The organism is Nocardia sp. NPDC057455, assembly GCF_042802775.1.
Lineage (GTDB): Bacteria > Actinomycetota > Actinomycetes > Mycobacteriales > Mycobacteriaceae > Nocardia.
In genome coordinates, this window is record NZ_JBHVDM010000011.1 from 59,163 (window position 1) to 83,204 (window position 24,042).

Sequence of the window (24,042 nt, forward strand, 5' to 3'; positions counted from 1 at the left end):
CCCGGTGCCGGGCCAGTTCACCATGGTCCTGCACTCCCACCTGCCCTGGCTGGCCCATCACGGCCGCTGGCCGGTCGGCGAGGAATGGCTCTACCAGTCCTGGGCCGCGTCCTACCTGCCCGTCGTCGAGGTGTTGCGAACCCTTGCGGCCGAAGGGCGTTCGCATCTGCTCAGCCTCGGCATCACGCCGGTGCTCGCGGCCCAGCTGGACGACCCGCACTGCCTGGCGGGGATGCATCACTGGCTGGGCAACTGGCAGCTGCGCGCCGACGAAGCCGCCATGGCGGGCAATGTCGCGCTGGGCAGGCACGAGCACCGCTTGGCCGCCGCCGCCCTGGCCGAGTTCGAGCAGCACTGGCGGCACGGCGCGGCGCCGGTCTGGCGGGCACTCATCGATGCGGAGACCATCGAACTGCTCGGCGGCCCGCTGGCCCACCCGTTCCAGCCACTGCTGGATGCGCGACTGCGCCAGTTCCAGCTCACCGAGGGCCTCGCCGACGCACGGCACCGCTGGGGGCACACGCCGACGGGCATCTGGGCGCCGGAATGCGGATACACGCCCGGCATGGAGGCCGGATACGCCGCCGCCGGTGTGACGCATTTCATGGTCGACGGCCCCGCGCTGCGCGGCGACACGACGCTCGGGCGCCCGGTGCGGGATTCCGATGTGGTCGCGTTCGGACGCGATCTGCAGGTGAGTTACCGGGTCTGGTCGCCGAAATCCGGCTATCCGGGCAACGGCGCCTACCGTGACTTTCATCACTACGACCATGCGACAGGTCTCAAACCCGCGCGCGTCACCGGCAAGACCGTGGCAGGCCCGGACAAGGCTCCCTACGACCCGGAACTGGCCGCCGCGGCCGTCACCCGGGACGTGGACGACTTCGTGCGCACCGTGCGCGAGCGATTGATCTCCGAGTCCGAACGGATCGGACGGCCCGCCCTGGTCGTCGCGGCGTTCGACACCGAACTGTTCGGCCACTGGTGGCACGAGGGGCCGCAGTGGCTGGCGCAGGTGCTGCGCGCGCTGCCGGAAGCGGGCGTCACGGTGGGCACCCTCGCCGACGCGCGAACACGCGGCTACCTGGGCGAACCGGTGCCGCTGGCGGACTCGTCCTGGGGTTCGGGCAAGGACTGGCGGGTGTGGGCGGGCGAGCAGGTACGCGATCTGGTGGAGCTCAACGACGACATCGTGCGGCTGACCCTGGACACCGTCGACAAGATGCGCGCCGCGCAGGGCGGCACACCCGGGCTGCGCGATCAGGTCGCCGATCAGCTGCTGCGCGAGGCGGTCCTCACCGTCTCCAGCGACTGGGCCTTCATGGTCAGCAAGGACTCCGCGGCGGGTTACGCACGCGACCGCGCGCACCGCCATGCCCACGCGGTCCGGGAAATCGCCACCGCCGTCGGGGCGGGCCAACTCGCGAAAGCACGGCAGTTGGCGGCAGGATGGGGGGCAGCTGACGGACTCTTCCCCGGCGTGGACGCGCGACGACTCACCTCCGCGGGGTCCGTACCCAGCGCCACCGGGGCAGTATCCGCCGCCGTGCCAGGACCGGGCTCCGCCACCGCGGACCACGGGCCGGTTCCGGCGGACCCGGGCTCGGCCGCAGAAGGACTTGCATGAAGATTTTGATGGTGTCGTGGGAGTACCCGCCGGTCGTGGTGGGCGGGCTCGGCAGGCACGTGCATCACCTCGCCGTCGAGCTGGCCGCGGCCGGTCACGAGGTGGTCGTCCTGTCCCGGCGCCCCTCCGGCACCGACGCCGCGACTCATCCCACGCACTCCTACATCGCCGACGGCGTGCTGGTGGTGGCGGTCGCGGAGGATCCGCCGGTCTTCGACTTCGGCGAGGACATGCTCGCCTGGACGCTGGCCATGGGGCACGCGATGGTGCGCGCTGGCGTCGCGCTCGGCAAGCCGGGCATCGGCGACGGCTGGACGCCCGACGTGGTGCACGCGCACGATTGGCTGGTCGCCCACCCCGGCATCGCCCTGGCCGAGTACTACGACGTGCCGCTGGTGTCGACCATCCACGCCACCGAGGCCGGGCGGCACAGCGGCTGGGTCGCGGGCAAGGTCAACAAGCAGGTGCACTCGGTGGAATGGTGGCTCGCCAACGAGTCCGACGCGCTGATCACCTGTTCGTCGTCGATGCAGGACGAAGTCGAGCGGCTCTACGGTCCGGAGCGGATCCCGATGACGGTGATCCGCAACGGAATCGACGTGGGCGCGTGGACTTTCCGCCCGCGCTCGCCGCGCAGCGGTCCGCCCCGGCTGCTGTACGTGGGCAGGCTCGAGTACGAGAAGGGCGTCCAAGACGCGATCGCCGCGCTGCCGCGCATCCGTCGCGCCCATCCCGGCACCACCCTGACCGTCGCGGGCGTCGGCACCCAGTTCGAGTGGCTGCGCGAGCGCGCCCGCGTGCACCGTGTGGCCCGCGCGGTGACCTTCGCCGGTCAGCTCGACCACGCCGAACTGCTCGGCTGGCTGCACGGCGCCGACGCGATCGTGCTGCCCAGCCGGTACGAACCGTTCGGCATCGTCGCGCTCGAAGCGGCCGCGGCGGGCACCCCGCTGATCACCTCGACGGCGGGCGGCCTGGGTGAGGCGGTGATCGACGGTGTCACCGGCGCGTCGTTCGCGCCCGCGGACGTCGACGGCTTGGTCGAGGCGGCCCGCGCCACCCTGGACGACCCCGCCGCCGCGCAGCAGCGGGCCTACGCCGCCAGGGAACGGCTCACCGCCGATTTCGCGTGGGACGTGGTCGCCGCGGAGACCGCCCAGGTGTACCACTCGGCGAAGCGGCGGGTACGCAACCCGCTGGGCCGCCCGTCGATCGTGGAACGTCCACTGCCGGAACGCGATCCGAAGTAGCCCGCTCCGGCTACGCCGCGAGCTTCTTGACGATGCGCTCGACGGTGAGCCAGGTGCGGGTGGTGATGTCCTTGCCGTACGTCTTCTCCAGCCAGGCCATGAAGTCCGGCGTCTTGCCCGGCTCGCTGTTGTCGATGATGGCGAGGAAGGCGCGCGCGGCCTCGTCGTAGCCGACGATCCGGGTGAGCGGGTCGGGTTGCTCGGGCAGAGCTGCCGGGGCCTGGGCCGTGTCCTTGAGGAATGTCGCGATCAGATAGGTTCCGCGCCCATGGGTCAGGCCGGGAAACGGGTCGGTGTCCAGCAGCGCGCGCAGTTCGTCGTGGCTGCGGATGATCGTGCCACCACCGATCCCCAGTTGCCGGATCAGCGCCTGCTGGATGCGGTCCTCCAGCGCGGGAACGTCGGTCTCCGCGCTGCGGAACACGATGTTGCCGCTGGCCAGCACCGAACCGACGCCCTCGAACCCGAGCGATTCGAACACCGCGCGCAACTTGGCGTTGCTCATGTTCGGATTGCTCGGCGCGATCCCGCGCAACAGGGCGGCGTAGGCAGTCATAGCGCCGAACCTACTCGCCCGCACCGACGAATCCAGGGCTGCACCGGCCGGCTACCGGCCTCCGCCGACCTCGGCCGTGAGGACGCGGAACGAACTCCGGCAGGCGGCGTCGGCCACACGACAGCCGCCCCCTCGCGCGAGCCGCATCGCGGTTCCGCGACGAACTCCACTCAGCGGCCGCACCCCGTCAGGCGGTCTGCGTGGCCCCGTTCTTCTTGCGCGCGATGTCCTCCAGCGCGGCGAGGTATTCGGCACGCTGTTCGGCACCCGCCTCCCAGGCCGCCTTGCGGTTCTTGACCACCTTGGCCGGTGCGCCGACGGCGATGCTGTAGTCCGGGATCTCACCCTTGACCACGGCGTGCGCGCCGAGCACGCAGCCGCGGCCGACGGTCGTCTCACGCAGCACGGTCACCTTGGCGGCGATCCAGGTGTCGGGGCCGATGCGCACCGGGCTCTTCACGATGCCCTGGTCCTTGATCGGAACGTTGATGTCGTCCATCTTGTGGTCGAAGTCGCAGATGTAGCACCAGTCGGCGACCAGGGTCGATTCCCCGATCTCGATGTCCAGGTAAGTGTTCACGACGTTGTCCTTGCCGAACACCACTTTGTCACCGATGCGCAGCGAACCCTCGTGGCAGCGGATCGCGTTGCCGTCGCCGATGTGCACCCAGCGGCCGATCTCCATGCGGCTCAGTTCCGGAGTGGCGTGGATCTCCACGCGGCGGCCGAGAAAGACCATCCCGCGCAGCACGATATGCGGGTTGGCCAAGCGGAACTTCAACAGCCGGTAGTAGCGGACCAGGTACCAGGGCGTGTACGCCCGGTTCGCGAGCACCCAGCGCAGCGACGCCCGCGTCAGAAAACGCGCCTGCTGCGGATCCCGGCGGCGCGATCCCCGCCAGCGCGAGCGCAACGGTGCGCCCCACATGCTCGTCACGAACGGTTCTCCTGTCGTGTTCCTACCGGCCGTCGCCCGCCTCGGCGGCGACGGATAGAGCCTATCGCCCGCGGCGAGCGCCACGACGAGCACCCGCGACGACAACGCCGGGACGCGTTCACCCACGCGCGGTCCTCCCGTACAGTGACTCGTGCGCCGGAGACGGCGACGGCGAACGCCAACGACGACAGGAGTGCGGCAGGTGCGAAGCGGCGGCGTACTGGCTACTTCCATGTGGCGACCGTCCCGGAAACGTGCCGCGGCCGTGCCGGCCGTGCTGGCCGCGGTCGGCGCGCTGGCGTTGACCGGTTGCGGCACCGATTACGACGACATCACCGTCGGTACCGGCAAGGGCTGGACCGCCGCATACCACGACGGCCGCAACAGCGGCACCGGTCCGGTCACCGGATCGCAGAAGGTCGAGCTGAGCTGGCAGCGGCCGGTCGGCGGGCCGATCGCCCAGCCGATCACACTGGGGCCCGACAGCCAGCTGTTCGTCACCACGCGCCTGCAGAACTGCGCGATCTTCTCCTTCCAGATGACCACCGGCCGCAAGCGGTTCTGCAACGCCTTGGGCCCGAGCGCGATCTCCGCGCCCTCGTCGGTCGACGGGATGACCAACGTCTACGTCGGTGATGACAGCAGGGTGATCTCGTTCAACTATCTGGGGCAACCGCGGTGGGCCACGCCCGTCGCCGGAACGCCGGCCTCGGTGCAGTTCACCGGTGACGGAAAACTGCTGACCATCACGCGATCCGGCCAGGTCGACGTGCTGTCGCGGCAGACCGGCGACCGGACCGTCCCGACCGTGCAGTTGCTCGGCGAGCCGAACTTCCTCGTGCACGCCGGCCTCGGCTGGCCCGACGCGAGCCAGGGCCTGGACGACTGCGCCACCGGAGGGCCGCAGTGCCCCGTCGCGACCATCTCCGCCATCGACGCCGACAGTGGCCGCTTCTATGTCACGCTCTGGCAGCCCGGGCGGCCCGCGGCAGCCGTGGTCGCGTTGCGTTACACCGGCGAGAAGGTCGTGCGGGAGTGGAGCGCCGAACTGCTGCTCGGCGGCAGCGCGACCAGCCCGGCCCTGTCCGCCGACGGTGCCACCCTCTACGTGGGCGACAACAACAACCGCCTGATCGCCTTGGACACCGCCGACGGACGAACCAAGTGGGTCCACCGACTGGATTGGACGCCACGCGGGGGCATCTCGGTGTCGGACGACGGCCTGATCATCCCGTCCGGCGACGACGGCTACCTGCTCGCGCTGCGGGACAACGGCGACGCGGTGGAAACCGTCTGGGAGCGTAAGGATCTGGTGCTGCGCGGCTCCGCGGCGCAGACCGCGGGCGACACCGGCTACGCCGTCGCGGCGATCGGCGACGGCCTGAACCTGGTCACCTTCGACACGCAGACCGGAACCACCCTCGATTCCGATGTCCTGCCGGGCGCGAAGGGCACCACCACCGGCACGTCGGTCGGCGCGAAGGGCGAGATCGTGGTCGCCACCCGCATCGGCGAAGTCTTCGCGTTCCGACCGGAGAAGTAGCGCCGACTCGCGCACCGTGCCCAGTCCTCGGTCGAGGCTGAGCAGCGGATGGTCACGGGGTGGAACACACGAAGACCGTCGCGGTGCGGCCGATGCGTGTGATCACCAGCGTGTGCGGCTGGGCGCCGCGGAGTTTGAGGCGCGAACGGAGAGCGTCGGGGTCGATGTCGACGCCTCGGGTGAGGATTTCGAGGGGCCCGCAGTCGCGGCGATGAAGTTCGGCGCGGAGGGTCTTCTCCCGGAAGTCCATGCGGTCGAGCACACGGAAGCCGCGCACCCCTTCGGGGACGGTGTCGCCGGTGAGATAGGCGATGCGCGGATCCAACTGCCACAGGCCGTGTTTCGCGGCGTAATGACGGACGAGACCGGCGCGCACGACAGCGCCGTCCGGGTCTATGATCCACTGCCCCGGCGGGCGCTCCTCGATGCCGTCGGGCTCGGCATCGGTGATGGTCCGAGCAGCGCCGTTGGACAGAAGCACCGTCGCGCGACGGGTGACTCCGGCCTCGGCGAGTCCGGGAGACCACAGGCATGCCTCACGTACCGAGCCGTCGAGCGAGACCACCTCCACCTCACCCGGCCAGCCGAGCCGGTCGAAATCCAAACCGGGAGCGCACTTCACGGCGAGATCGCGGCCCGCGTAGGCCGCGAGCAGATCCGGCAGCGGCGGTTGCAGTTTGGCCGGGTCGTGCGTGCGGCGGCCGTCGGCGCGCCGGGCCGGGTCGGCGATGATCACGGTGTCGCGACTGCTCGGGCGCAGCGCATCCGCTTTGGCCAACAGCACGTTCCGGGTTCGCTCGGGAGGGCCGGGGATGTGCGCGGGCGCGCCCTGCTCCCCCGCCCCGAGCCGGTGCGGCCCCAGGTTGTGCCCGGCGATCGCCAGGCGCACCTCGTCCAGATCGCTGCCGAGCACCGCCGGGCACACCCGGGCCAACTCGACGAGTTCGGCGCCGATCGAGCAGGTGACGTCGTGCACCGTCCGCCCGGCCAGCCGTGCGGCGCGCTGCCGTGCCACCAGCGTCGGGGTGGCCTGCTGCAGTGCGTCGTCGGTGAAGAGCCATTGCCCGGCGTCGAGGAGTTTGGCGGCTGCTCTGCGCCGCAATCGCACGGTCTCGATCAGGGCCGCCGCCCGGTCACCGTGCGCGCGACGGACCCGCTCCAGATCGCGCAGGTGCGTCGCCGGGGTCAACTCCAGCCGATCCGCCTCGGACAGCGCGTCCCGGCCGATCGCGCTACCGAGGTACCCGATATCGGCTCGGGTGAAGCGGTAGCCCACTACCGAACTCTCATCCTTCTGTGCACCGTGCCGAGTTCAGTTGTCGGGACCGTCACCCGCACGGTCGCGACGGCCCGGCTCGGATTGCGAATGATCTGAACGGCGGCCTGCCCCCCGACATTGTCGGTGGCGATCCCGCAAGCCTTGATCCGAGCACCGTTTCGCGGGCGCTCCATCTCCGGGTTTCGACGCGGAGACGCGGCCCGGCTCACCTGGGCAGCACAAGAGGCACTGCCCAGGTCGGCGATACGGTCGCTACGGCTGGCGCGGCCCACTACTTTCCGGCGGAGCTCGGCTTCACGCCGGTGATCATGGCGTTGTAGAAGAATTGGCGCGGCACCACGCGGCGCATGACGTTCTCGTCCACCCAGCTCAGCCCGAGCCAAGCGCGGTACATCGCCATCCGGTAGCGCCAGGTGAGCTTCTCGGCGGGCACGGCCGCCTCGAAGGTGCGCACCGGCCAGCCCCACAGCGCGGCCGCGAATTCCTCGGTGTTGGCGGTCACCTCGACGGCGCCCGCCGAGCGGGCCATCGCCTCCAGGGCGCGCGGATCGAAGGTGTGCAGGTCGACGACCGCCTCCAGCGCGGCCGCGCGCGAGGACTCGTCCAGTTCCTCCTGCGGACGCCGCCAGTCGCTGAGTATCGGCAGCTTGGTGACCGTGGTGGTGGCCTTCCAGGTGATCCGGCCCAGCCAGCGCGCGTAGAAGTTGCCGACCGTGGTCGGCTCACCGGCGAACACGAAGCGGCCACCCGGCTTGAGCACGCGCAGGCACTCCTTGAGCGCCAGCTCGACGTCGGGGATGTGATGCAGCACGGCGTGGCCGACCACCAGATCGAAGGTGTCGTCGTCGTAGGGGATGGTCTCCGCGTCGGCGACCCGACCGTCGACGTCCAGACCGAGGTTCTGCGCATTGCGCAGCGCGACCTTCACCATGCCCGGCGACAGGTCGGTGACCGAGCCGGACTTCGCCACGCCCGCCTGCATCAGGTTCAGCAGGAAGAAGCCGGTACCGCAACCCAGTTCCAGCGCCTTGCCGTAGGGCAGCGGCGCGGTTCCGACGGCCAGGTCGAACCGGCCGCGCGCGTACTCGATACAGCGCTCGTCATAGGAGATGGACCATTTGTCGTCGTAGGTCTCGGCCTCCCAGTCGTGGTAGAGAACCTGGGCCAGCTTCGTATCCTTGAGCGCTGCTTCGACCTCTGCCTCGGTGGCGTGCGGGTTCGGCGCGGGGTCGTCGGGACGTACCGTCATGGTCGGCAAGCCTACCCAAATCCGCAGTTCCCGCCTGCTATCGCCCCACGAATTGCGCCGATCCAGGACCGTCGGCCAGATAAGAACCTGTTCCTATCAGGCGATCTTCCGTGGTGAACAGGGCGGACCACTCGCCACGGGCGCGATCGAGGCCGTGCGGACCGGCTTCGAAGACCGCTTTGGCGGCGGCCAGCGCGCGGGCCGGACCGTCGGCGAACCCGCGTGCCCACCGCATCGCGGCGGTGTACACGTCGTCCGGCGCGACGACCTCGTCGACGAGGCCGAGCGCCTGAGCCTCGTCCGGCTCGACGAAACGACCGGTGTAGACGAGGTCTTTGGCCGGGCCCGGCCCGATCAGCAGAGCGAGTCGACGGATACCCGCGAGCGGGATCAACCCCGTCTTGATCTGCGGCAGACCCAGCTTGACGTTGTCGCCGATGACACGGCGGTCCGCGCCCAACGCCAGCTCCAGCCCGCCGCCGAGGCAGTAACCGCTGATCGCCGCGACGGTGGGCTGCGGGATCCGGGCCAGGCAACCCAGGTCGTGCTGCAGGTCGGCCGCCGTGGCGGCGGCCTGATCACTTCCGAGACCGAACAGTTCGGCCACGTCGTCACCCGCCGAGAACACGCGTTCGTCGCCGTATACGACCACCGCGGCAATACCCGGGTCGGCGGCGACGGCGTCGGCCGCCTCGGCCAGTTCCCGCACCAGCTGCACGTTCAGCAGATTCATCGGCGGGCGGGCGAACCGCAGGACGGCCACGCCACGCGCGGCATCACCCTCGGGCAACTCCAGGGTCACGAATTCGGCCATGAGAGGCCACGCTACCGCGTGCGCACCGGCGCCAGCGGTGAGGCCCGAGGACGGCGACGCGGCGGCAAGCGGCATTCACCGGCGGCACACCTCCCCCGCCCTGCGCGCAGCATGACCCCATGGTGCGATCACTACACGAGCCGGGAACGAGCTATGCACCGTCGTTGCCATCGCGCAGGGACCGGATCATTCTCCGCAGGATCCGGAACGCGTCCGACTGCTCGGTCTCGGTCATGCCGGCCAGCATTCTGACCTCGACGGACCGGACCGCTACGGTCGCCTTCTCGAGGCTCCGTCGGCCGCGAGGCGTAAGCCGCGTGGGAAGAACTTTCCCGACGGGTGCCTCGGCGGGCCTGGTCACATAGCCGTCTCGTTCCAGGGCTTGGAGCAGCACGTTCATCGTCTGCCGGGTCACGAACGCGCCCCGCGCGAGCTCGGAGTTCGACAGGCCCGGTCGTTGCGCCAGCAGCTCGAGGCAGGAGTAGTGCGTCACGCTCATCCCGAGCGGCCGTAGCACCTCCTCCATGGCCGCACGGAGGGCGCTCGACGCCTCTTTCAGCAGATAGCCCAGTGACGTCTCCAGGTCGACGCCGACACCGTCTCGACTCATGTCAGTAGTCTGACATAGACTGAGCCGTGTCAGAAGACTGACATAAAGAGAAGGAGCATGATCATGCCCGCCACCGGCCCCGATTTCATCTCGCTCCAAGCGCGCGACCTCGACGCTTCGCAGGCGTTCTACGAGCAGTACCTCGGCCTCGTCCGCACGCGGACCGGACCTCCACACGCCGTGGTCTTCCAGACGAAGCCGATCGCGTTCGCACTCCGCGAGGTCGTGCCCGGCACCGATCTCGCCTCCGTTGCCCAGCCCGGCATCGGTGCCGCGATCTGGCTCCACGCCACAGACGTCCAGGCCATTCACGATGCTCTGGCCGCCGACGGTCACACCATCGTCTCCGCACCGATCGACGGCCCCTTCGGTCGGACATTCACCTTCGCCGACCCCGACGGCTACCAGGTCACTCTCCACGACCGCGCCTGACCGGCCGAACGCCACCGGACGATCACCGGCCCCGCATGTCAGATTTCGAAGTCGCCTTCAGTGCTGCTCGAAGTCATCTTCAGTGGTAGCCCACCGCAGAAGTCTCGTATGAGAGCGGCGACGTGGTGTGGTGTTTCGACCTGCGGTGAGTGCCCTGCGTCGGGGATCACTTCGGTGCGGGCGCCGACGGCGGCGTATCGGGCGATGGCCCTCGCGCAGTCGAACATGCGGTCTCGCTGTCCGTGGATTACCAATGTCGGACGGGCGAGCTCGCGTACTCGGGCATCGAGAGGCCGTAGCACGAGTGCTTTCGGGCGGTCCAGGGCAGCTGCGCGAAACATTCGCGGTGACATGGCTTTGTAATCGGCGTACAGCTGTGCGGGGTTGTCCAAGGTCGTCAGATCGAATCCCTCGGCGAACGCGTGCGCGATGATGCGGCGGAAGACCGGTTCCGGCACAAGCCGGTGCGCTAGAGCGACTATCGGGTCCATGGCTTCGAAGCCCAGCAGGCGTGCGATCGCCGGTATCGGCAAGTCGCTGCAGTCGGGCGCTTGGCCGATGACCACGATCCTGGCAACTCGATCTGAGCGTTCGGCCAAAGACAGGACGTGGTCGGCGCCCCAGGAGTGCCCGACGGCGGTGAGGTCGGAGAGTTCGAGACTGTCCAGAGCCGCTTCCAGGAGCGCGGCTTGGGAGCTCGCGTCGAACCCGGTGCCGGCACGGGTACATCCGTAGCCGGCCAGATCGACCCGGATGACGCGGTAGATGTCGCTCAGCAAGGGCGTGAGCCGATCCCACCAGTGCAGCGATTCCATGAAACCGTGCACGAGCAGCAGAGGTTCAGCGTCCGCAGGCCCGTCTTGCCGGATATGCAGTTCGTGGGATCCGATCGTGAGCAGTTCCCCGATCGCGGTGCGCACCGGCGCGGCGCCACCATGTCCGGCACGTCGCGGCATCGCTGTCATCGCGGTGCGATGACGGCTTGCAGGACCGTGCCGAACAGGTCTGCCGGTACGACGCCGGGTTCGGTGAATTCCTCGATCGACAGGCCGCTGTTGAGCGCCAGCACCAGCACCGCGGTCGTGGCGGGGTCGATCTCGGTTCCCAGGTCCAAGCGCTGGACAGCCTCGGCGACGGCGGCCCGGACGGTTCGGCGGTGTCGCACGAATCTCTCGTGGACTGCCTCGTCTCGGAGAGCGCGCAGCCAGTATTCGGTGAACAGCAGCTGCCAGTCCCGGTTGTCGCGCAGGCCCTGCATCAAGAGTTCGCCGATCGCTGCGAACGTGGGACGTGTGGCAGCGGCGTCGGCCAGCGCGGTGACCGCCTCGATCCGGCGAGCGACCTGCTGGTCGAGCAACGCGAAGAACAAGTCGTCTTTGGAACCGAAATTGGAGTAGACGGCGCCCTTGGTGAAGCCCGCGACCTCGGCGATCGCGTCGATCGTGGTGCCGGCGAATCCTTTGCCGACGAACTCGGACAGAGCCGCTTCCAGGACTCTTTCCCGTACTTCAGCACGTGGGGTGCGGATTCGGGGGTTGACTGTGGTCACCAGCCTGACGATACTCGCCAGTATCCAAATTTCAATACTCGCCAGTATCGAAGGGTCTGATGTCGCACTATTCGCTCGTCATCCGCAGCGGCACCGTGTCGACGGTGCGGTGTCAGTACCCCTTCGACCTGGTGTCGGCGGCCGCGGGGGCAGGATCGCCGCGTTGGACACCAGCGATTCAGGCACCGGCGAGCGCGAGATCGACCCCGCCGGCGAATGGGCGATCCCGGGCATGCTCGACGTAGGCACCCACTACGGCGCAGAGGTCCTGGGCTCGCCGGGTCTGGTGAGAGTGCCTGGCCCGGGATCACCTCGATTGTCCTGGGGCAGTTACTCGCTATCAACTGTCTACGCCGACGCCGGATCACTCATGCCCGGCCTCGATGGGCCCGACCGCATGATCAACCGTAACGACCACGCCGTCGCGGCCACCGTCGTCGCCGGCCACGTGTTCTACGAATACGGTCTCTTCGCCGAAGGGTTCGGCACCACCGTGCACGCCGGACAGTTTCTGCAAGCCCGGTAGTCACCGGCCCGCTCACACGCCTGCCCCGACCGATCGACCCGCACCGAGACCGCGCTGCTCGGCCTGCCGCCACGCATTTGCCCACCACTCCAACGACGGAGCCTCCGATGCCGACCTTCCCGCCCACAGCCCTCGCTTCATCGGCGACAAGCTCACACACCTCCTGGTCCCGGCCTGCCCCACGACGAAAACGAGTCGAACGAACTCGAGCGAGAGCGATGGCGGGATCGGTCGCGGCGATCGCGGCCTTGCTGTGCGGGCTCCAGACACCACCGGCGAACGCCACCCCGGAAGACTTCTACGATGTGCCCGCCGATCTGAGCACCACCGCACCGGGAGATGTGTTACGCACGGAACCACTGCCTTTGGCGCTGTCGATCCCCAGCGCCGACGGGCCGCTTCCCGGCCACGCGACACGGATCCTGTACCGCAGCAACGACACCCACGGCAACCCGATCGCAGTCAGCGGCTTCTACCTCGAGCCCACCGCCGACTGGACCGGGCCCGGCGAGAGGCCGTTGATCACCTTGGCCGTGGGCACCCAGGGCCAAGGCGACGCGTGCGCGCCCTCGAAAACAGCCGGATCGCTGCTGGGCTACACCCCACCGCTCGGGCTTGCCGCCGGCTACGAAGTACCCACGATCGAGCTGCTCGCCGCCGGCGGGTTCGCGGTTGTGGTCACCGACTACCACGGTTTGGGTACCCCCGGGGTGCACGACTGGCTCAACCGCGAAGCTACCGCACACGCGGTTCTCGACGCCGCGCGCGCCGCGAAGAATCTGCCCGCCACCACGATCACCCCCACCGCGCCCATCGGGATCTGGGGATACTCCCAAGGTGGTGGCGCCGCAGCCGCGGCTGCCGAACTACAGCCGCGATACGCCCCCGACCTGGACGTGCGCGGTACCTTCGCCGGCGCGCCGCCCGCAGACCCGCTGCAGCTGCTCAGCGCACTGGACGCGACTATCGACAAGGGATACATCGCCTGGGCACTCAACGGCCTCGCCGCAGACTATCCGCAGGCCGGACCCGAGATTCAGGGCATCCTGAGCCCGGCCGGGCAGACCTGGCTGCAAGAATCAGCGACCCATTGCTACGCCGAGAGCATCGCCCGCTACGGCCTGCTCGACTCGCGCGCCTGGACAAGCACCGGCGAGACGATATCGTCCGCCATCACCGGCAATCCGGTCCTGCGCGAGCTGCTCGCTCAACAAAATATCGGCGCTCTCACCCCGAACGCGCCTGTACTGATGGTGTCCAACACCGCCGACGACATCGTGCCGCACCAGTCGGTCGAGCAGCTTGCTACCGACTGGTGTGCCAAAGGCGTCGCCGTCCACCTCGACAAGGCCGCCGAGGTACCGGCGATCCTGCCCGGAACCAGTACCGTCCACGTACTGGTCTACCCTCTGGCCACCGCCCGCGCCCTCGACTGGATGACCCAACGCCTCGCCGACGCCCCTGCGCCGAGCACCTGCACCCGCTGAGCGAGGCAAACCCGAACCGACTGGACGCGGCATCGCACCGGCCGTTCACAGCAGCCCGACATCCTTCACGGCGACGACCTAGCCACCGTTTTTCCGGGAAGACCTGTCGACGAAACCGGACTGCCGTTACCAGGCGGGACCGGTGTTGCCTCGAAGGTCTTCGCCGCACTCGCGCCGATCACCCCGAGTGTGGTGGGGTGGTCGCCGCGGCGGTGAGCATGTTCTGGTCGTGGTCGCGCAGCAGGCGCATCACAGTGGCCGGTGAGGGGTGGCGGCCCTTCTTCTTGCCGGTGGTGATGACCAGGCGGGACGCGATGTCACGCAGGCTGTGGTTGTTACTGCGCAGGTGCAGCGCCATGGCGAGCATCGTGTCGTCGGCGACGGTCGCCCCGCCGATGGCCTTGCCGCGAGCGCGGGCGGATTCGTGGCCCCGAGCTGATCGGCGGCCCGGTCCGCGGCTTCGACGCTCACCCGGTCCGATTGCGCGAGCGGGCCGATGACCTTCGCACGGGCCACCGCGACCTGCCACCGCGCTTCGTCGGCGGTCAGAACACCACGCTCCGGCAACGCTGAATCGGCCATCCCGCAACCCCAGTGCTGAAGACGAGTACGAGCTAATGGACGGTACTGCCGACGAGTACAGGACACGCCGATGATCGCTAGTCCCGTTCAACCACAACCGAATCCGCAGGTCAGCACTGAACAGGACTCCGACAATCGAAAGGTGTGGCATTATTTCTAGTAACACTAGGTTGTCAAGCGGTGCTATAGTGAGCTGATGGGGATCCAGACTCGACGAGAGCGGGAACGCGCGGAACGTCACCGGCTGATCATCGAGACCGCTCGGGAGTTGGCCGAGTCGCAGGGTTGGGACGCGGTGACTGTGCGCAGGCTGGCGGAACGGATCGAATACAGCCAGCCTGTGCTGTATTCACACTTCGCGGGTAAGGACGAGATCGTCACGGCGGTCGCCGAGGAAGGCATCGCGGAGATGGCCGCGTGGAGCCGCGCGGCATTGGAGTCCGCGGGCGGCGAGCCGCGCGCGGCGTTGGCGGCGGTGGCTCGGTCCTACCTCGACTTCGCGACCGCGCGGCCCGCGCTCTACGACGCGATGTTCCTGATGAAGGTGAACCTCGCGTTCGGCGAGAATGCCTCGCAGTCGCTGCGGGACGCGTTCGCCGTCATGTTCGCCGCCTTCTCGCCGTTCGCGGGCGAGCACGATCCGGAGACCTTTACCGAGGTCGGCTGGAGTGCCCTGCACGGCCTGGCAACCCTGGACCGCGGTGGACGTTTGCGGCCGGCTCAGCGCGACGCCCGCTTGGCGGTGTTGGTCGACCAGTGGACCCGGTGAACCTCTGCCGTGGTGAGCGCGTCGATCCGCGAGTCGTCTTTCGGCCCGGCCCGCGCGTATCCGAGCCGAGTCATGCCCAGGCCGAAGGGGCCGAACATCCCTTATTTCATCCCGTAAATTCCGCACACGGGTAGTGACCCGATTCGCGATTGCGGCGAGCTGCGGTTTCGCAATTCCGGTGCGCCGAATCGAGTGCGGGTCGGAAACGATCATTCTCGACCCCTTCGCATCTCGCGGTGCGCGGGAGATGAGGGCGTTTGTGCGAGTTGCCTCGGTGCTGCCGCCGCCTGAGCAACGGAGGCTCGCGATCGGGTCGGCGGTCGCACCCTGACCGCGCGGGCATCACTGGGCGGCAGTCAGCTCACCGGCGTCGAGGATGGGTTGCCAGGTGCCGTCGATCGCCGACCTCGACGCGGTCGGGCTGCCCGCAACCGGCCGACAGGGCCCAGCCCCTGATGAGCCGCAGCGGATCCAGCAGCCCAAAGATCTGCCGGCGTTGTGGTTGCCGACTTGCCGGTGACAGTGTCTGCTCGGCCGGAATGGGCATGTATGTGCAGCTTGCCGATCCGAGCGCGATCCCAAGAGATGTTCTGAAACCTAGCACGGCTAGACAAGATAGCGGCCAAATGTTACCGTTGCTCCAGTTTCTAACACTGCTAGAAATTCGGGAAGGGAAGCCGAAATGCTCATTGTCACCGGCCAGATCATCGCCACCGCCGCCGTTCTCTCCAATGCCATCGTCTACGGCACCGACGTCTGCGGGGCGGTGATCACTCGGTCCGTGTACCGCAAGCTCGATGACGCGACCGTGACCATGAGCGCGGGGTGGGGTCACTACTACGGCGACAAACGCATGCCGGTGGTCGGTGCGGGCGGTGTGGTCACCGCCGTGCTCACACTGCTGATCGCGCTGTGGGCCGGGCAGCTCGGCGCCGCTGTGGCGGCGGGGATCACGGTGGCGGCGCTGCTGACCTGGCTCGCCTTCTACGTCCGCGTCGCCAAGCCGATCAATTCTCGGCAGACCGCCGCCGCCCAGAGCGGCATCATCCCAGCCGATGCCCGTGCCCTGCAGGACAAGTGGGACAGCATTCTGAAATACCGGGTCACCCTGCAGTTCATCGCCATCGCCGGACTGTGCGCCGCGCTGATCCTGTTCTGATCTCAGGTCACGCGGAAGAGGGAGCCATCCTCCACGATGTCGCGGTCGCACTGAACCACCGACGTAAGACGCGCGGGACGCGGCAGGCAACAGCTTGCGCTTCCCGCACCCGACAACTTCCGGCTGATCGCCGGGGACACACCTGATATCGAAATCATCGAGGAGTAATCGACATGACCTTCACCAGCAATGAACAGCGGTTTCTCGCGGAGGCCGGGATCGGCCGGCTGGCCACGGTGTCGCCCGACGGCGTCGTGCAGAATAACCCGACCAGCTATCGGGTGAACGCCGACGGCACGATCGACATCGGGGGCATGCGGATGCGTGCCAGTCGAAAGTACCGCAATGTCGAGGCGGGCAGCCGGGTGTCGTTCGTCATCGACCAACAGGTTTCATTGGAGCCATACGTGATTCGCGGCATCGAGGTACGCGGCACGGCCGAGGCGCTCGATGACGAGGAGCCACCGTTCCCACCCCAAGAACGCGCGATCATCCGGATTCACCCCGAACGGGTCATCTCCTGGGGCATCGACGGCGAATCCTTCGACTTCACCAGTCGCCGCGCCGAATAGTCAGGCATCGTGGACGACCCACAAGAAAGGCCGTCACCAACCGTCCGGTAGTGAGCGGAATGGACCGCGTCAGCGAATGCGGGCACCACGACATCGGTTGGTTCCCCTTCTGGCGATATCAGGGCGACGAACAACTCATCACACCGGGCATGCCGGCGACATGGGCCATCGGCGAAGGCGGACACGGAAAGTACAGCAAGGCAAGCGAAGTCCGGCCGGCTCAGCCGTAGCCGAGACGGCTCACTACTCGGCCCCGGAATACCGAAGCTGTCCGGCAGTGCGATGTGGCGACGCCACGCTGACGGTGGCCACCGGCAGCGTCCCAGACCCGGTACGGCTGCGGAGCACGACCTGGCAGGGGCGCTTGTGCGCCCACCCGTCCCATCAGGGCCGCACGGATCCCCTGAGTCGCCCGGCGTCGGGGAGATCGGCGAAGTAGCGGTGATTGTCCGGGAAGGACAGCAGCTGTCTGCCGTCCGAATCGGCCAGTACGGGCAGGATCGGATCGATAGCCCGCCGCGCCGCCAGGATGTCGGCGGTGGAACGGAATTCACCGAGCGCGACCAGTTGGCTCCAGGTCGGCGGCAGCAGCACGTCGGCGCCCGAACGCCAGCGCGCCAGCGCCTCGGCGGGCGTGCTCCACCGGACCTCCGCCGCCTCGGACGTGGCGCCGTCGGCGAGCTGCCCATGCGGGAGGATGGCGACGAAGAACCGGGTGTCGTAACGGCGCGGTTCGATGACGGGAGTGATCCAGTTCGCCCACGGTCGCAGCAGATCCGCGCGCAGCACCAGTTTCTCCGCGGCGAGGAACGACGCCAGCGACAGTTCCCTGCGCTCCAACCTGCCGCGCGCGTCCCGGTAACCGGTGGTGTCGGAGACGACGCTGTCGGCGGTCGGGCCTGCCAGCAGCACGCCGCACTCCTCGAACGTCTCCCGGACGGCCGCGCAGACCAGCGCCTTGGCCCTGGCCTCGGTGGTGGCGAACCGCTCGGCCCACCACGCGGGCTCGGGCCCGGACCAGGCGATGTCGGCGGTCCCGTCGGACGGGTCGACGCCACCGCCGGGAAACACGGTCATGCCCGCGGCGAACGCCATGGCGCCGACCCGGCGCTGCAGGAAGATCTCGGGCCCCTCGGCACCGTCGCGCACCAGCATCACCGTCGACGCGTCTTTGATCGGTTGCTGAGAGTCTGCCTGCGCTTCTATCTCACTCACCCTTGCACCCTAACGCGCGCTTGGTGAGCGACCGCACACTGTCCGAGTCAGCGGGTGCGGTGGCGGCCCGCGCGGCGGGCGCGACGCGCGAAGTAGCGGCCGTCGACTCGATCCAGCGCGATCGATTGACGGAACGCGTCGCTGAGGTTCTCGGAGGTGAGCACGTCGGAGAGCAGTCCCTGTGCGACCACTTCGCCCTCGTTGAGCAGCAGGCCGTGGGTGAAGCCGGGGGGAATCTCCTCCACGTGATGGGTGACCAGCACGATCGCGGGGGCGTCCGGGTCGGCGGCGAGATCGCCGAGCCGCTCCACCAATTCCTCGCGACCGCCCAGGTCCAGGCCCGCCGCCGGTTCGTCGAGCAGCAGCAGTTCGGGATCGGTCATCAGCGCGCGGGCGATGAGCACCCGTTTGCGCTCGCCCTCCGACAGCGTGCCGTAAGTGCGGTCCGAGAGATGTTCGGCGCCGAGGGTTTCCAACATGTCGATGGCGCGGTCGGTGTCCACGTCGTCGTAGCGCTCCCGCCAGCGGCCCAGCACCGCGTAGCCCGCCGACACCACCAGATCGCTGACCTTCTCATCGATCGGAATCCGGCTGGCCACCGCGGCCGAGGACAGGCCGATGCGCGGACGCAACTCGGTGATGTCTACCTTCCCGATCCGCTCCCCGAGTAGATGGGCGATGCCCGCGGTGGGGTGCATCTCGGCGGCGGCCATCCGCAGCAACGAGGTCTTGCCCGCGCCGTTGGGGCCGAGGACCACCCAGCGTTCGTCGAGTTCGACCTGCCAGGTGACCGGACCGACAAGGGTATGGCCCGAGCGGCGGACGGTCACGTCGGTGAAATCGATGAGCAGATCGGGATCGGGTTGCGGCACGCGCTCCATCTTGGCCCACTCGAGGGGACACTTGCCAACGCGGGGAGGGGAAAACCGAGCCGGTCGATCGGCTCTATGCCGGAACGCCGCCGTCACGGCAGCATCCGACACGCCCGCGGCGACCACGGCGTCCGTGCGGGGCGTTCACCAAGACGCGGCGGGCACCGCGATCACGGTCATCGAGCCCGGCGCCACTTCGGTGAATCCCGCGTCCCGCACAGCGACCGCACTCCCCTCCCCCACCCGCTCCGCCAGCGATGCCCAGCACTGCGCGTCGGCGTCGCGCACCGCGCAGTGGAAGCCGAGTCCGGCCCAGCGCAGCGCGTCTCCCGCCGGCAGTGCGCCGGCCAGCAGCATGCTCGCATGACCTACCTGCGCGGCCGACTTGCCCAACGTCATCCCGAGCCCGGCGTTCACCCACAGCACCGGCAGGCCGGGATCGGGCGGCCCGGGATCGTCGTGCTCGAGATCGGTGCCGCCGATCTGCAGACGCTTGATCCGCGGATCGACCGCGCCCACCGGTCCAGGGACCAACGCCCGCGCCTGCGCGCCGGCGATCTCGACGGTGACGCCCGGTACCGCGCAGGTCGCTTGCCACTGAGCGCCGCGCGCTCGCCGGGCGACCTTCCGGATGCGCGACCGCTTCCATGCGAGATACCGCTGTTCCCACTCCCCGCCGGGCCCGACCCGCTCGTCCAGGCACAGCGCCACCGCGGCGGCCGCCGCCGCGGCCAGCAGCGCGCTGCGCGGGGGCGGATCGGCCTTGGGCAGGTGCAGGACCATCTGCATCGCTTGCACCATGGCGGGGTCGTCCGGATCGCCCTCGCCGTAGTAGCCGCGCGCCAGCTCCGCATGCCGGGCGCGGAATGCCGCGCCATCCGATGGCGTGGCGGCGATGTCCGGCGTGGCGGCCGTGGAATCCTCGGCGGCGCGCCCGATTTCGGCGCCGCACTCCGGAATACGCGTCATCACTGCACCTCGATCGTCAACGAGAACGTCCGTGCCGGTGCCAAGCCTTGGTCCCACGGACGCGTGTACTCCATCTTCAACGGGGCCACCCCCGCCGCGACGCCCACGAAGTTCCATACGGCGGTGCCACCCGAGCCCGGCGCGACCGGCACGGCCGGATCGGGTTCGTAATCCGCCTCGCCGTCCTGCCGCACCGCGGACGAATCGATCTGCGCGACGCTCCAGGAGTATCCGGTCGACGGGTTGGCAGGCAGGGCGACGACGAGACGCTGTCCGACCAGCAGCCGCCGCTGCTGTCCGTTCTCGGCGTCACCAACCCGCACAACAGGATTCGCGTCCTCGCCGGAATGGGTCTCGCGCGAGTCGTCGCCGCACCCAACCACCGTCGAACAGAGCAGCAGCACCAGCAGGGACTCGCGCACCCGTCCTCCGATCGCCGAATGATCAACTCGCAGCGAGCCTACCGATCGGCAACCCTGCGCAGCGGCCGGCCGCGAGTCGTCCGAGCGCGTGGATCCGGCCCGCTCAGCCCAGGGGAACGCGGCGCAGCAGCCCATCCCTGGCGTCGGCGGCCTCCACCTCGTGCCGGGTGACCCCGAGGATGAACAGGACGGCGTCCAGATAGGGATGCGAGAGCGCGGCGTCGGCGACCTCGCGCAGCGCGGGCTTGGCGTTGAAGGCGACACCGAGCCCGGCGGCGTTGAGCATGTCGATGTCGTTGGCGCCGTCGCCCACGGCGACGGTCTGTTCCATCGGCACTCCGGCCTCGGCTGCGAACTTGCGCAGCGCGATCGCCTTGGCCGCGCGGTCGACGATCTCGCCGACGACGCGGCCGGTCAGCTTGCCGTCCACGACCTCCAGCGTGTTCGCCTGCACGAAGTCCAGCTCCAGTTCGTGTGCCAGCGGCTCGATCACCTGCCGGAAGCCGCCCGACACCACGCCGCAGCGGAAACCGATCCGGCGCAGCGTGCGGATGGTGGTGCGCGCGCCGGGGGTGAGCTCGATCCGGTCGGCCACCTCCTCGATCACCGACTCGTCCAGCCCGGCCAGCGTCGCAACCCGCTGCCGCAGCGATTCGGCGAAGTCGATCTCCCCGCGCATCGCGGCCTCGGTGACCTTGCGGACCTCGTCCTCCACGCCCGCGTGCGCCGCGAGCATCTCGATGACCTCGCCCTGGATCAGCGTCGAGTCGACATCGAACACGATCAGCCGCTTGCCCCGGCGGGCCAGCCCGGCCCGCTCCACGGCGACGTCCACCTGCTCGGCCACCGCCACCTCGGCCAGCGCCGTTCGCAGCCGCGAATCGGTGTCCGGCCCGGAGTCGGTCGCCGTGACCAGCAACTCCATGCCGGTCACCGGGTAGTCGGCGATACCGCGGATGGTGTCGATGTTGGCCCCAAGGGCAGCCAGTTGCCGCGATACCGCGCTGAACGCCCGCGCGGTGACCGGGCTGCCGAGGATGACCACCGCGTGCGTGGACATCGGCTGCCTGCCGATCGCCGCGCCCACCTCCACGTCGACGTGCATGCCGACGGTGTTCATGGCCTCTTCGAGTTCGTCCTGCAACGCCTCGGCGTCGGTCGGGCAGGTGACCAGGACGCCCAGGGTCAGCCTGCCCCGGATCACGACCTGCTCCACATCCAGCAGGCTCACGTGGTGCCGGGACATGGCCGCGAGCAGCACGGACGTCACACCGGGGCGGTCGGGCCCGGTGACGGTGACGAGGACGGTGGTGTCGGCCAACTGATGCGCTCCATGTTCGATGTTCGCCGTCGCTGTGCTGGACGTCGTTGTCGCAACGCACGGTGCGTACTGATCTCCACAAACGAGTGTGCACCCGCTGGTGACCAGCGGGTGCACACTCGTCGCGATGAATCCTACGGCGGGGCCGGACGTCGCCCGTCCGTTGCCCCGGCGCGGGAAGCGCCCTACTTCGCCAGGACGTTCGGCTCGTGCAGATCGGTGGCATGCTTGCCCGCGCCCCAGCCCACGTGAGCCTCGGCGCGCATGCGCTCGACCATGTGCGGGTAGTGCAGCTCGAACGCGGGGCGCTCGGAGCGGATGCGCGGCAGCTCGTAGAAGTTGTGCCGCGGCGGCGGGCAGGTGGTGGCCCACTCCAGCGAGTTGCCGTAGCCCCACGGGTCGTCCACGGTGACCACCTCGCCGTAGCGGTAGCTCTTGAAGACGTTCCACAGGAACGGCAGCATCGATGCGCCGAGCACGAAGGCGCCGATCGTGGAGATCGTGTTCAGCGTGGTGAAGCCGTCACTGGGCAGGTAGTCGGCGTAGCGGCGCGGCATGCCCTCGGCGCCCACCCAGTGCTGGACCAGGAAGGTGGTGTGGAAGCCGATGAAGGTCGTCCAGAAGTGCCACTTCGCCAGGCGCTCGTCCAGCATCCGTCCGGTCATCTTCGGGAACCAGAAGTAGATGCCCGCGTAGGTGGCGAACACGATGGTGCCGAAGAGCACGTAGTGGAAGTGCGCCACGACGAAGTACGAGTCGGTGACGTGGAAGTCCAGCGGCGGGCTGGCCAGGATGACGCCGGACAGACCACCGAAGAGGAAGGTGACGATGAAGCCGATGGAGAACAGCATCGGCGACTCGAAGGTCAGCTGACCGCGCCACATGGTGCCGATCCAGTTGAAGAACTTCACACCGGTCGGGACCGCGATGAGGAAGGTCATGAACGAGAAGTACGGCAGCAGCACCGCGCCGGTGGCGTACATGTGGTGCGCCCACACCGCGATGGACAGCGCGGCGATACCCAGGGTGGCGTAGACCAGCGTGGTGTAACCGAAGATCGGCTTACGCGAGAAGACCGGGAAGATCTCCGACACGATGCCGAAGAACGGCAGCGCGATGATGTACACCTCGGGGTGGCCGAAGAACCAGAACAGGTGCTGGTAGAGCAGGATGCCGCCGGTCGCCGGGTCGTAGATGTGGCCACCCAGGTGGCGGTCGTAGGCCAGGCCGAACAGCGCGGCGGTCAGCAGCGGGAAGGCCAGCAGCACCAGCACGCTGGTGACGGCGATGTTCCAGGTGAAGATCGGCATCCGGAACATGGTCATACCGGGAGCACGCAGGCAGACCACGGTGGTCAGCATGTTCACGCCACCGAGGATGGTGCCCAGACCGGACACCGCCAGGCCCAGGATCCACAGGTCGGTGCCGACGCCGGGCGAGTGCAGGATGTCGGTCAGCGGCACGTACGCCGTCCAGCCGAAGTCCGCCGCGCCGCCCGGGGTGATGAAGCCCGCGGTCGCCATGCTGGCGCCGAACGCGTAGAGCCAGTAGCTGAAGGCGTTCAGGCGCGGGAAGGCGACGTCCGGAGCGCCGATCTGCAGCGGAAGGATGATGTTGGCGAAGCCGAACACGATCGCGGTCGCGTAGAACAGCAGCATGATCGTGCCGTGCATGGTGAACAGCTGGTTGAACTGCTCGGTCGAGAGGAACTGCAGGCCCGGCCGGGCCAGCTCACCGCGCATCAGCAGGGCCATCAGGCCACCGATGAGGAAGAAGCCCATCGACGTGGTCAGGTACATGACACCCAGGACCTTGGGGTCCGTGGTGGTGACCATCTTGTAGATGAACGAGCCCTTCGGCCCGGTCCGAGCCGGATAAGGCCGAGTCGCTTCCAACTGAGGGACTGGCTGGGGCTCTACGGCAGTCACTGATCCTCCTGAAAGGTGCCTTCAATTCGCTCCGCAGGCTCCGCTGATCGCATCCATCCCGATGTCGGGACAGACGACAGTTCGCTTGCGCTCTTCGAATCGTAAACCCGGGCCCCCCGCGCCGACCGAACGGGTCCTACTCTCTGTCGTATTCGTTCGGCCGCGACTACGGCGCGGCCTGTTCGCGGTGCTCTCGTGGCTCGCGTTCGAGCGGCCACGGCTTGCTCCCGCACAGCGTACGCGGCGGCCACTCGGACGCGAGCGGGCCCGCGAACGGCGGATGCTCGGTCTCGCTTCCCTCGGAAGACGTGGCCGGGGTGAGTGGTCACGTAGGCGACAAACGATGAGCTGGATGCTTGCCGATGCCGGGTCTG

The 24,042-nt window shown here is 68.6% G+C and carries 25 protein-coding genes; 10 read left to right on the forward strand and 15 right to left on the reverse strand.

The annotated features are described in order from the left end of the window. Positions 1-22: 22 nt before the first annotated feature. Together ACFU5M_RS06810 and ACFU5M_RS06815 are read left to right on the forward strand one after the other, a co-directional pair. Positions 23-1,627 carry a 1,4-alpha-glucan branching protein domain-containing protein gene (locus ACFU5M_RS06810; RefSeq protein ID WP_379045067.1) on the forward strand — a complete coding sequence of 535 codons (1,605 nt, stop codon included), beginning with the start codon at positions 23-25 and terminating at the stop codon, positions 1,625-1,627. Beyond that, complete coding sequence (locus tag ACFU5M_RS06815) at positions 1,624-2,877, forward strand: glycosyltransferase family 4 protein (RefSeq protein WP_379044939.1); 1,254 nt, start codon at positions 1,624-1,626, stop codon at positions 2,875-2,877. Before ACFU5M_RS06810 ends, ACFU5M_RS06815 begins: the two co-directional genes overlap by 4 nt. Before the next feature lie 10 nt (positions 2,878-2,887). On the opposite strand, the gene ACFU5M_RS06820 is transcribed toward ACFU5M_RS06815, so the two are convergent. Both ACFU5M_RS06820 and ACFU5M_RS06825 read right to left on the reverse strand, forming a co-directional pair. Then, complete coding sequence (locus ACFU5M_RS06820; protein ID WP_379044942.1) at positions 2,888-3,433, reverse strand: DUF1697 domain-containing protein; 546 nt, start codon at positions 3,431-3,433, stop codon at positions 2,888-2,890. Positions 3,434-3,620: 187 nt separating this feature from the next. Further along, a complete protein-coding gene (locus ACFU5M_RS06825) occupies positions 3,621-4,370 on the reverse strand; it encodes an acyltransferase (protein ID WP_379044945.1) in 750 nt (249 codons plus the stop codon). A 265-nt stretch (positions 4,371-4,635) separates the two neighbouring features. Here ACFU5M_RS06825 and ACFU5M_RS06830 point away from each other — a divergent pair, with 265 nt between their 5' ends. Further along, positions 4,636-5,913 carry a PQQ-binding-like beta-propeller repeat protein gene (locus ACFU5M_RS06830; protein ID WP_379044948.1) on the forward strand — a complete coding sequence of 426 codons (1,278 nt, stop codon included), beginning with the start codon at positions 4,636-4,638 and terminating at the stop codon, positions 5,911-5,913. Positions 5,914-5,965: 52 nt separating this feature from the next. Here ACFU5M_RS06830 and ACFU5M_RS06835 read toward each other — a convergent pair whose 3' ends face one another. The 4 genes from ACFU5M_RS06835 to ACFU5M_RS06850 form a co-directional block, all read right to left on the reverse strand. Next, positions 5,966-7,189, reverse strand: a complete 1,224-nt coding sequence (locus ACFU5M_RS06835; RefSeq protein WP_379044951.1) for a class I SAM-dependent methyltransferase — start codon at positions 7,187-7,189, stop codon at positions 5,966-5,968. 274 nt (positions 7,190-7,463) lie between these two features. Continuing rightward, entirely contained in the window at positions 7,464-8,441 is a 978-nt protein-coding gene (locus tag ACFU5M_RS06840; protein WP_379044954.1) for a methyltransferase domain-containing protein, read from the reverse strand. Positions 8,442-8,478: 37 nt separating this feature from the next. After that, the gene (locus tag ACFU5M_RS06845; RefSeq protein ID WP_379044957.1) at positions 8,479-9,255 is read right to left on the reverse strand and encodes an enoyl-CoA hydratase-related protein; all 777 of its coding nucleotides are present in this window, start codon (positions 9,253-9,255) and stop codon (positions 8,479-8,481) included. A gap of 151 nt (positions 9,256-9,406) precedes the next feature. Continuing rightward, positions 9,407-9,865, reverse strand: a complete 459-nt coding sequence (locus ACFU5M_RS06850; protein ID WP_379044960.1) for a MarR family winged helix-turn-helix transcriptional regulator — start codon at positions 9,863-9,865, stop codon at positions 9,407-9,409. 63 nt (positions 9,866-9,928) lie between these two features. On the opposite strand from ACFU5M_RS06850, the gene ACFU5M_RS06855 reads away from it, so the two are divergent. Continuing rightward, positions 9,929-10,297 carry a VOC family protein gene (locus ACFU5M_RS06855; RefSeq protein ID WP_379044963.1) on the forward strand — a complete coding sequence of 123 codons (369 nt, stop codon included), beginning with the start codon at positions 9,929-9,931 and terminating at the stop codon, positions 10,295-10,297. 38 nt (positions 10,298-10,335) lie between these two features. Here ACFU5M_RS06855 and ACFU5M_RS06860 read toward each other — a convergent pair whose 3' ends face one another. Beyond that, positions 10,336-11,253, reverse strand: coding sequence for an alpha/beta fold hydrolase (locus ACFU5M_RS06860; RefSeq protein ID WP_379044966.1), 918 nt, complete (start codon positions 11,251-11,253; stop codon positions 10,336-10,338). 5 nt (positions 11,254-11,258) lie between these two features. Continuing rightward, entirely contained in the window at positions 11,259-11,846 is a 588-nt protein-coding gene (locus ACFU5M_RS06865; protein WP_379044969.1) for a TetR/AcrR family transcriptional regulator, read from the reverse strand. A gap of 163 nt (positions 11,847-12,009) precedes the next feature. Between ACFU5M_RS06865 and ACFU5M_RS06870 the strand changes: the two genes are divergently transcribed. Together ACFU5M_RS06870 and ACFU5M_RS06875 are read left to right on the forward strand one after the other, a co-directional pair. Continuing rightward, entirely contained in the window at positions 12,010-12,372 is a 363-nt protein-coding gene (locus ACFU5M_RS06870; RefSeq protein ID WP_379044972.1) for a hypothetical protein, read from the forward strand. Positions 12,373-12,590: 218 nt separating this feature from the next. Beyond that, positions 12,591-13,859 carry a lipase family protein gene (locus tag ACFU5M_RS06875; protein WP_379044976.1) on the forward strand — a complete coding sequence of 423 codons (1,269 nt, stop codon included), beginning with the start codon at positions 12,591-12,593 and terminating at the stop codon, positions 13,857-13,859. Positions 13,860-14,037: 178 nt separating this feature from the next. Here the strand turns inward: ACFU5M_RS06875 and ACFU5M_RS06880 are convergent, their stop codons facing one another. Continuing rightward, entirely contained in the window at positions 14,038-14,217 is a 180-nt protein-coding gene (locus ACFU5M_RS06880) for a hypothetical protein (RefSeq protein WP_379044979.1), read from the reverse strand. A 420-nt stretch (positions 14,218-14,637) separates the two neighbouring features. On the opposite strand from ACFU5M_RS06880, the gene ACFU5M_RS06885 reads away from it, so the two are divergent. The 4 genes from ACFU5M_RS06885 (at position 14,638) to ACFU5M_RS06900 (ending at position 17,171) form a co-directional block, all read left to right on the forward strand. Beyond that, positions 14,638-15,210: a TetR/AcrR family transcriptional regulator gene (locus ACFU5M_RS06885; RefSeq protein WP_379044982.1), complete on the forward strand. Its 573-nt coding sequence runs from the start codon at positions 14,638-14,640 to the stop codon at positions 15,208-15,210. A 682-nt stretch (positions 15,211-15,892) separates the two neighbouring features. Further along, complete coding sequence (locus ACFU5M_RS06890) at positions 15,893-16,369, forward strand: DUF1772 domain-containing protein (RefSeq protein ID WP_379044986.1); 477 nt, start codon at positions 15,893-15,895, stop codon at positions 16,367-16,369. Between the two features lie 173 nt (positions 16,370-16,542). Then, positions 16,543-16,941: a PPOX class F420-dependent oxidoreductase gene (locus ACFU5M_RS06895; protein WP_379044989.1), complete on the forward strand. Its 399-nt coding sequence runs from the start codon at positions 16,543-16,545 to the stop codon at positions 16,939-16,941. Positions 16,942-16,991: 50 nt separating this feature from the next. Next, positions 16,992-17,171 (forward strand): hypothetical protein, encoded by a 180-nt coding sequence (locus tag ACFU5M_RS06900; protein WP_379044993.1) that lies wholly within the window; start codon positions 16,992-16,994, stop codon positions 17,169-17,171. A gap of 154 nt (positions 17,172-17,325) precedes the next feature. Here ACFU5M_RS06900 and ACFU5M_RS06905 read toward each other — a convergent pair whose 3' ends face one another. The 6 genes from ACFU5M_RS06905 to ctaD form a co-directional block, all read right to left on the reverse strand. Next, positions 17,326-18,096: an NUDIX hydrolase gene (locus ACFU5M_RS06905; protein ID WP_379045070.1), complete on the reverse strand. Its 771-nt coding sequence runs from the start codon at positions 18,094-18,096 to the stop codon at positions 17,326-17,328. Positions 18,097-18,203: 107 nt separating this feature from the next. Further along, entirely contained in the window at positions 18,204-19,037 is an 834-nt protein-coding gene (locus tag ACFU5M_RS06910) for an ABC transporter ATP-binding protein (RefSeq protein WP_379044995.1), read from the reverse strand. Between the two features lie 135 nt (positions 19,038-19,172). Beyond that, on the reverse strand, positions 19,173-19,997 hold the full coding sequence (locus tag ACFU5M_RS06915) for an aminoacyl-tRNA hydrolase (RefSeq protein WP_379044998.1): 825 nt from the start codon (positions 19,995-19,997) through the stop codon (positions 19,173-19,175). After that, on the reverse strand, positions 19,997-20,419 hold the full coding sequence (locus tag ACFU5M_RS06920; protein WP_379045001.1) for a protease inhibitor I42 family protein: 423 nt from the start codon (positions 20,417-20,419) through the stop codon (positions 19,997-19,999). Before ACFU5M_RS06920 ends, ACFU5M_RS06915 begins: the two co-directional genes overlap by 1 nt. A 103-nt stretch (positions 20,420-20,522) precedes the next feature. After that, positions 20,523-21,740, reverse strand: coding sequence for a phosphoserine phosphatase SerB (gene serB, locus ACFU5M_RS06925; protein ID WP_379045004.1), 1,218 nt, complete (start codon positions 21,738-21,740; stop codon positions 20,523-20,525). Between the two features lie 185 nt (positions 21,741-21,925). Continuing rightward, positions 21,926-23,668, reverse strand: a complete 1,743-nt coding sequence (gene ctaD, locus ACFU5M_RS06930; protein WP_379045007.1) for a cytochrome c oxidase subunit I — start codon at positions 23,666-23,668, stop codon at positions 21,926-21,928. Positions 23,669-24,042: the final 374 nt, after the last annotated feature.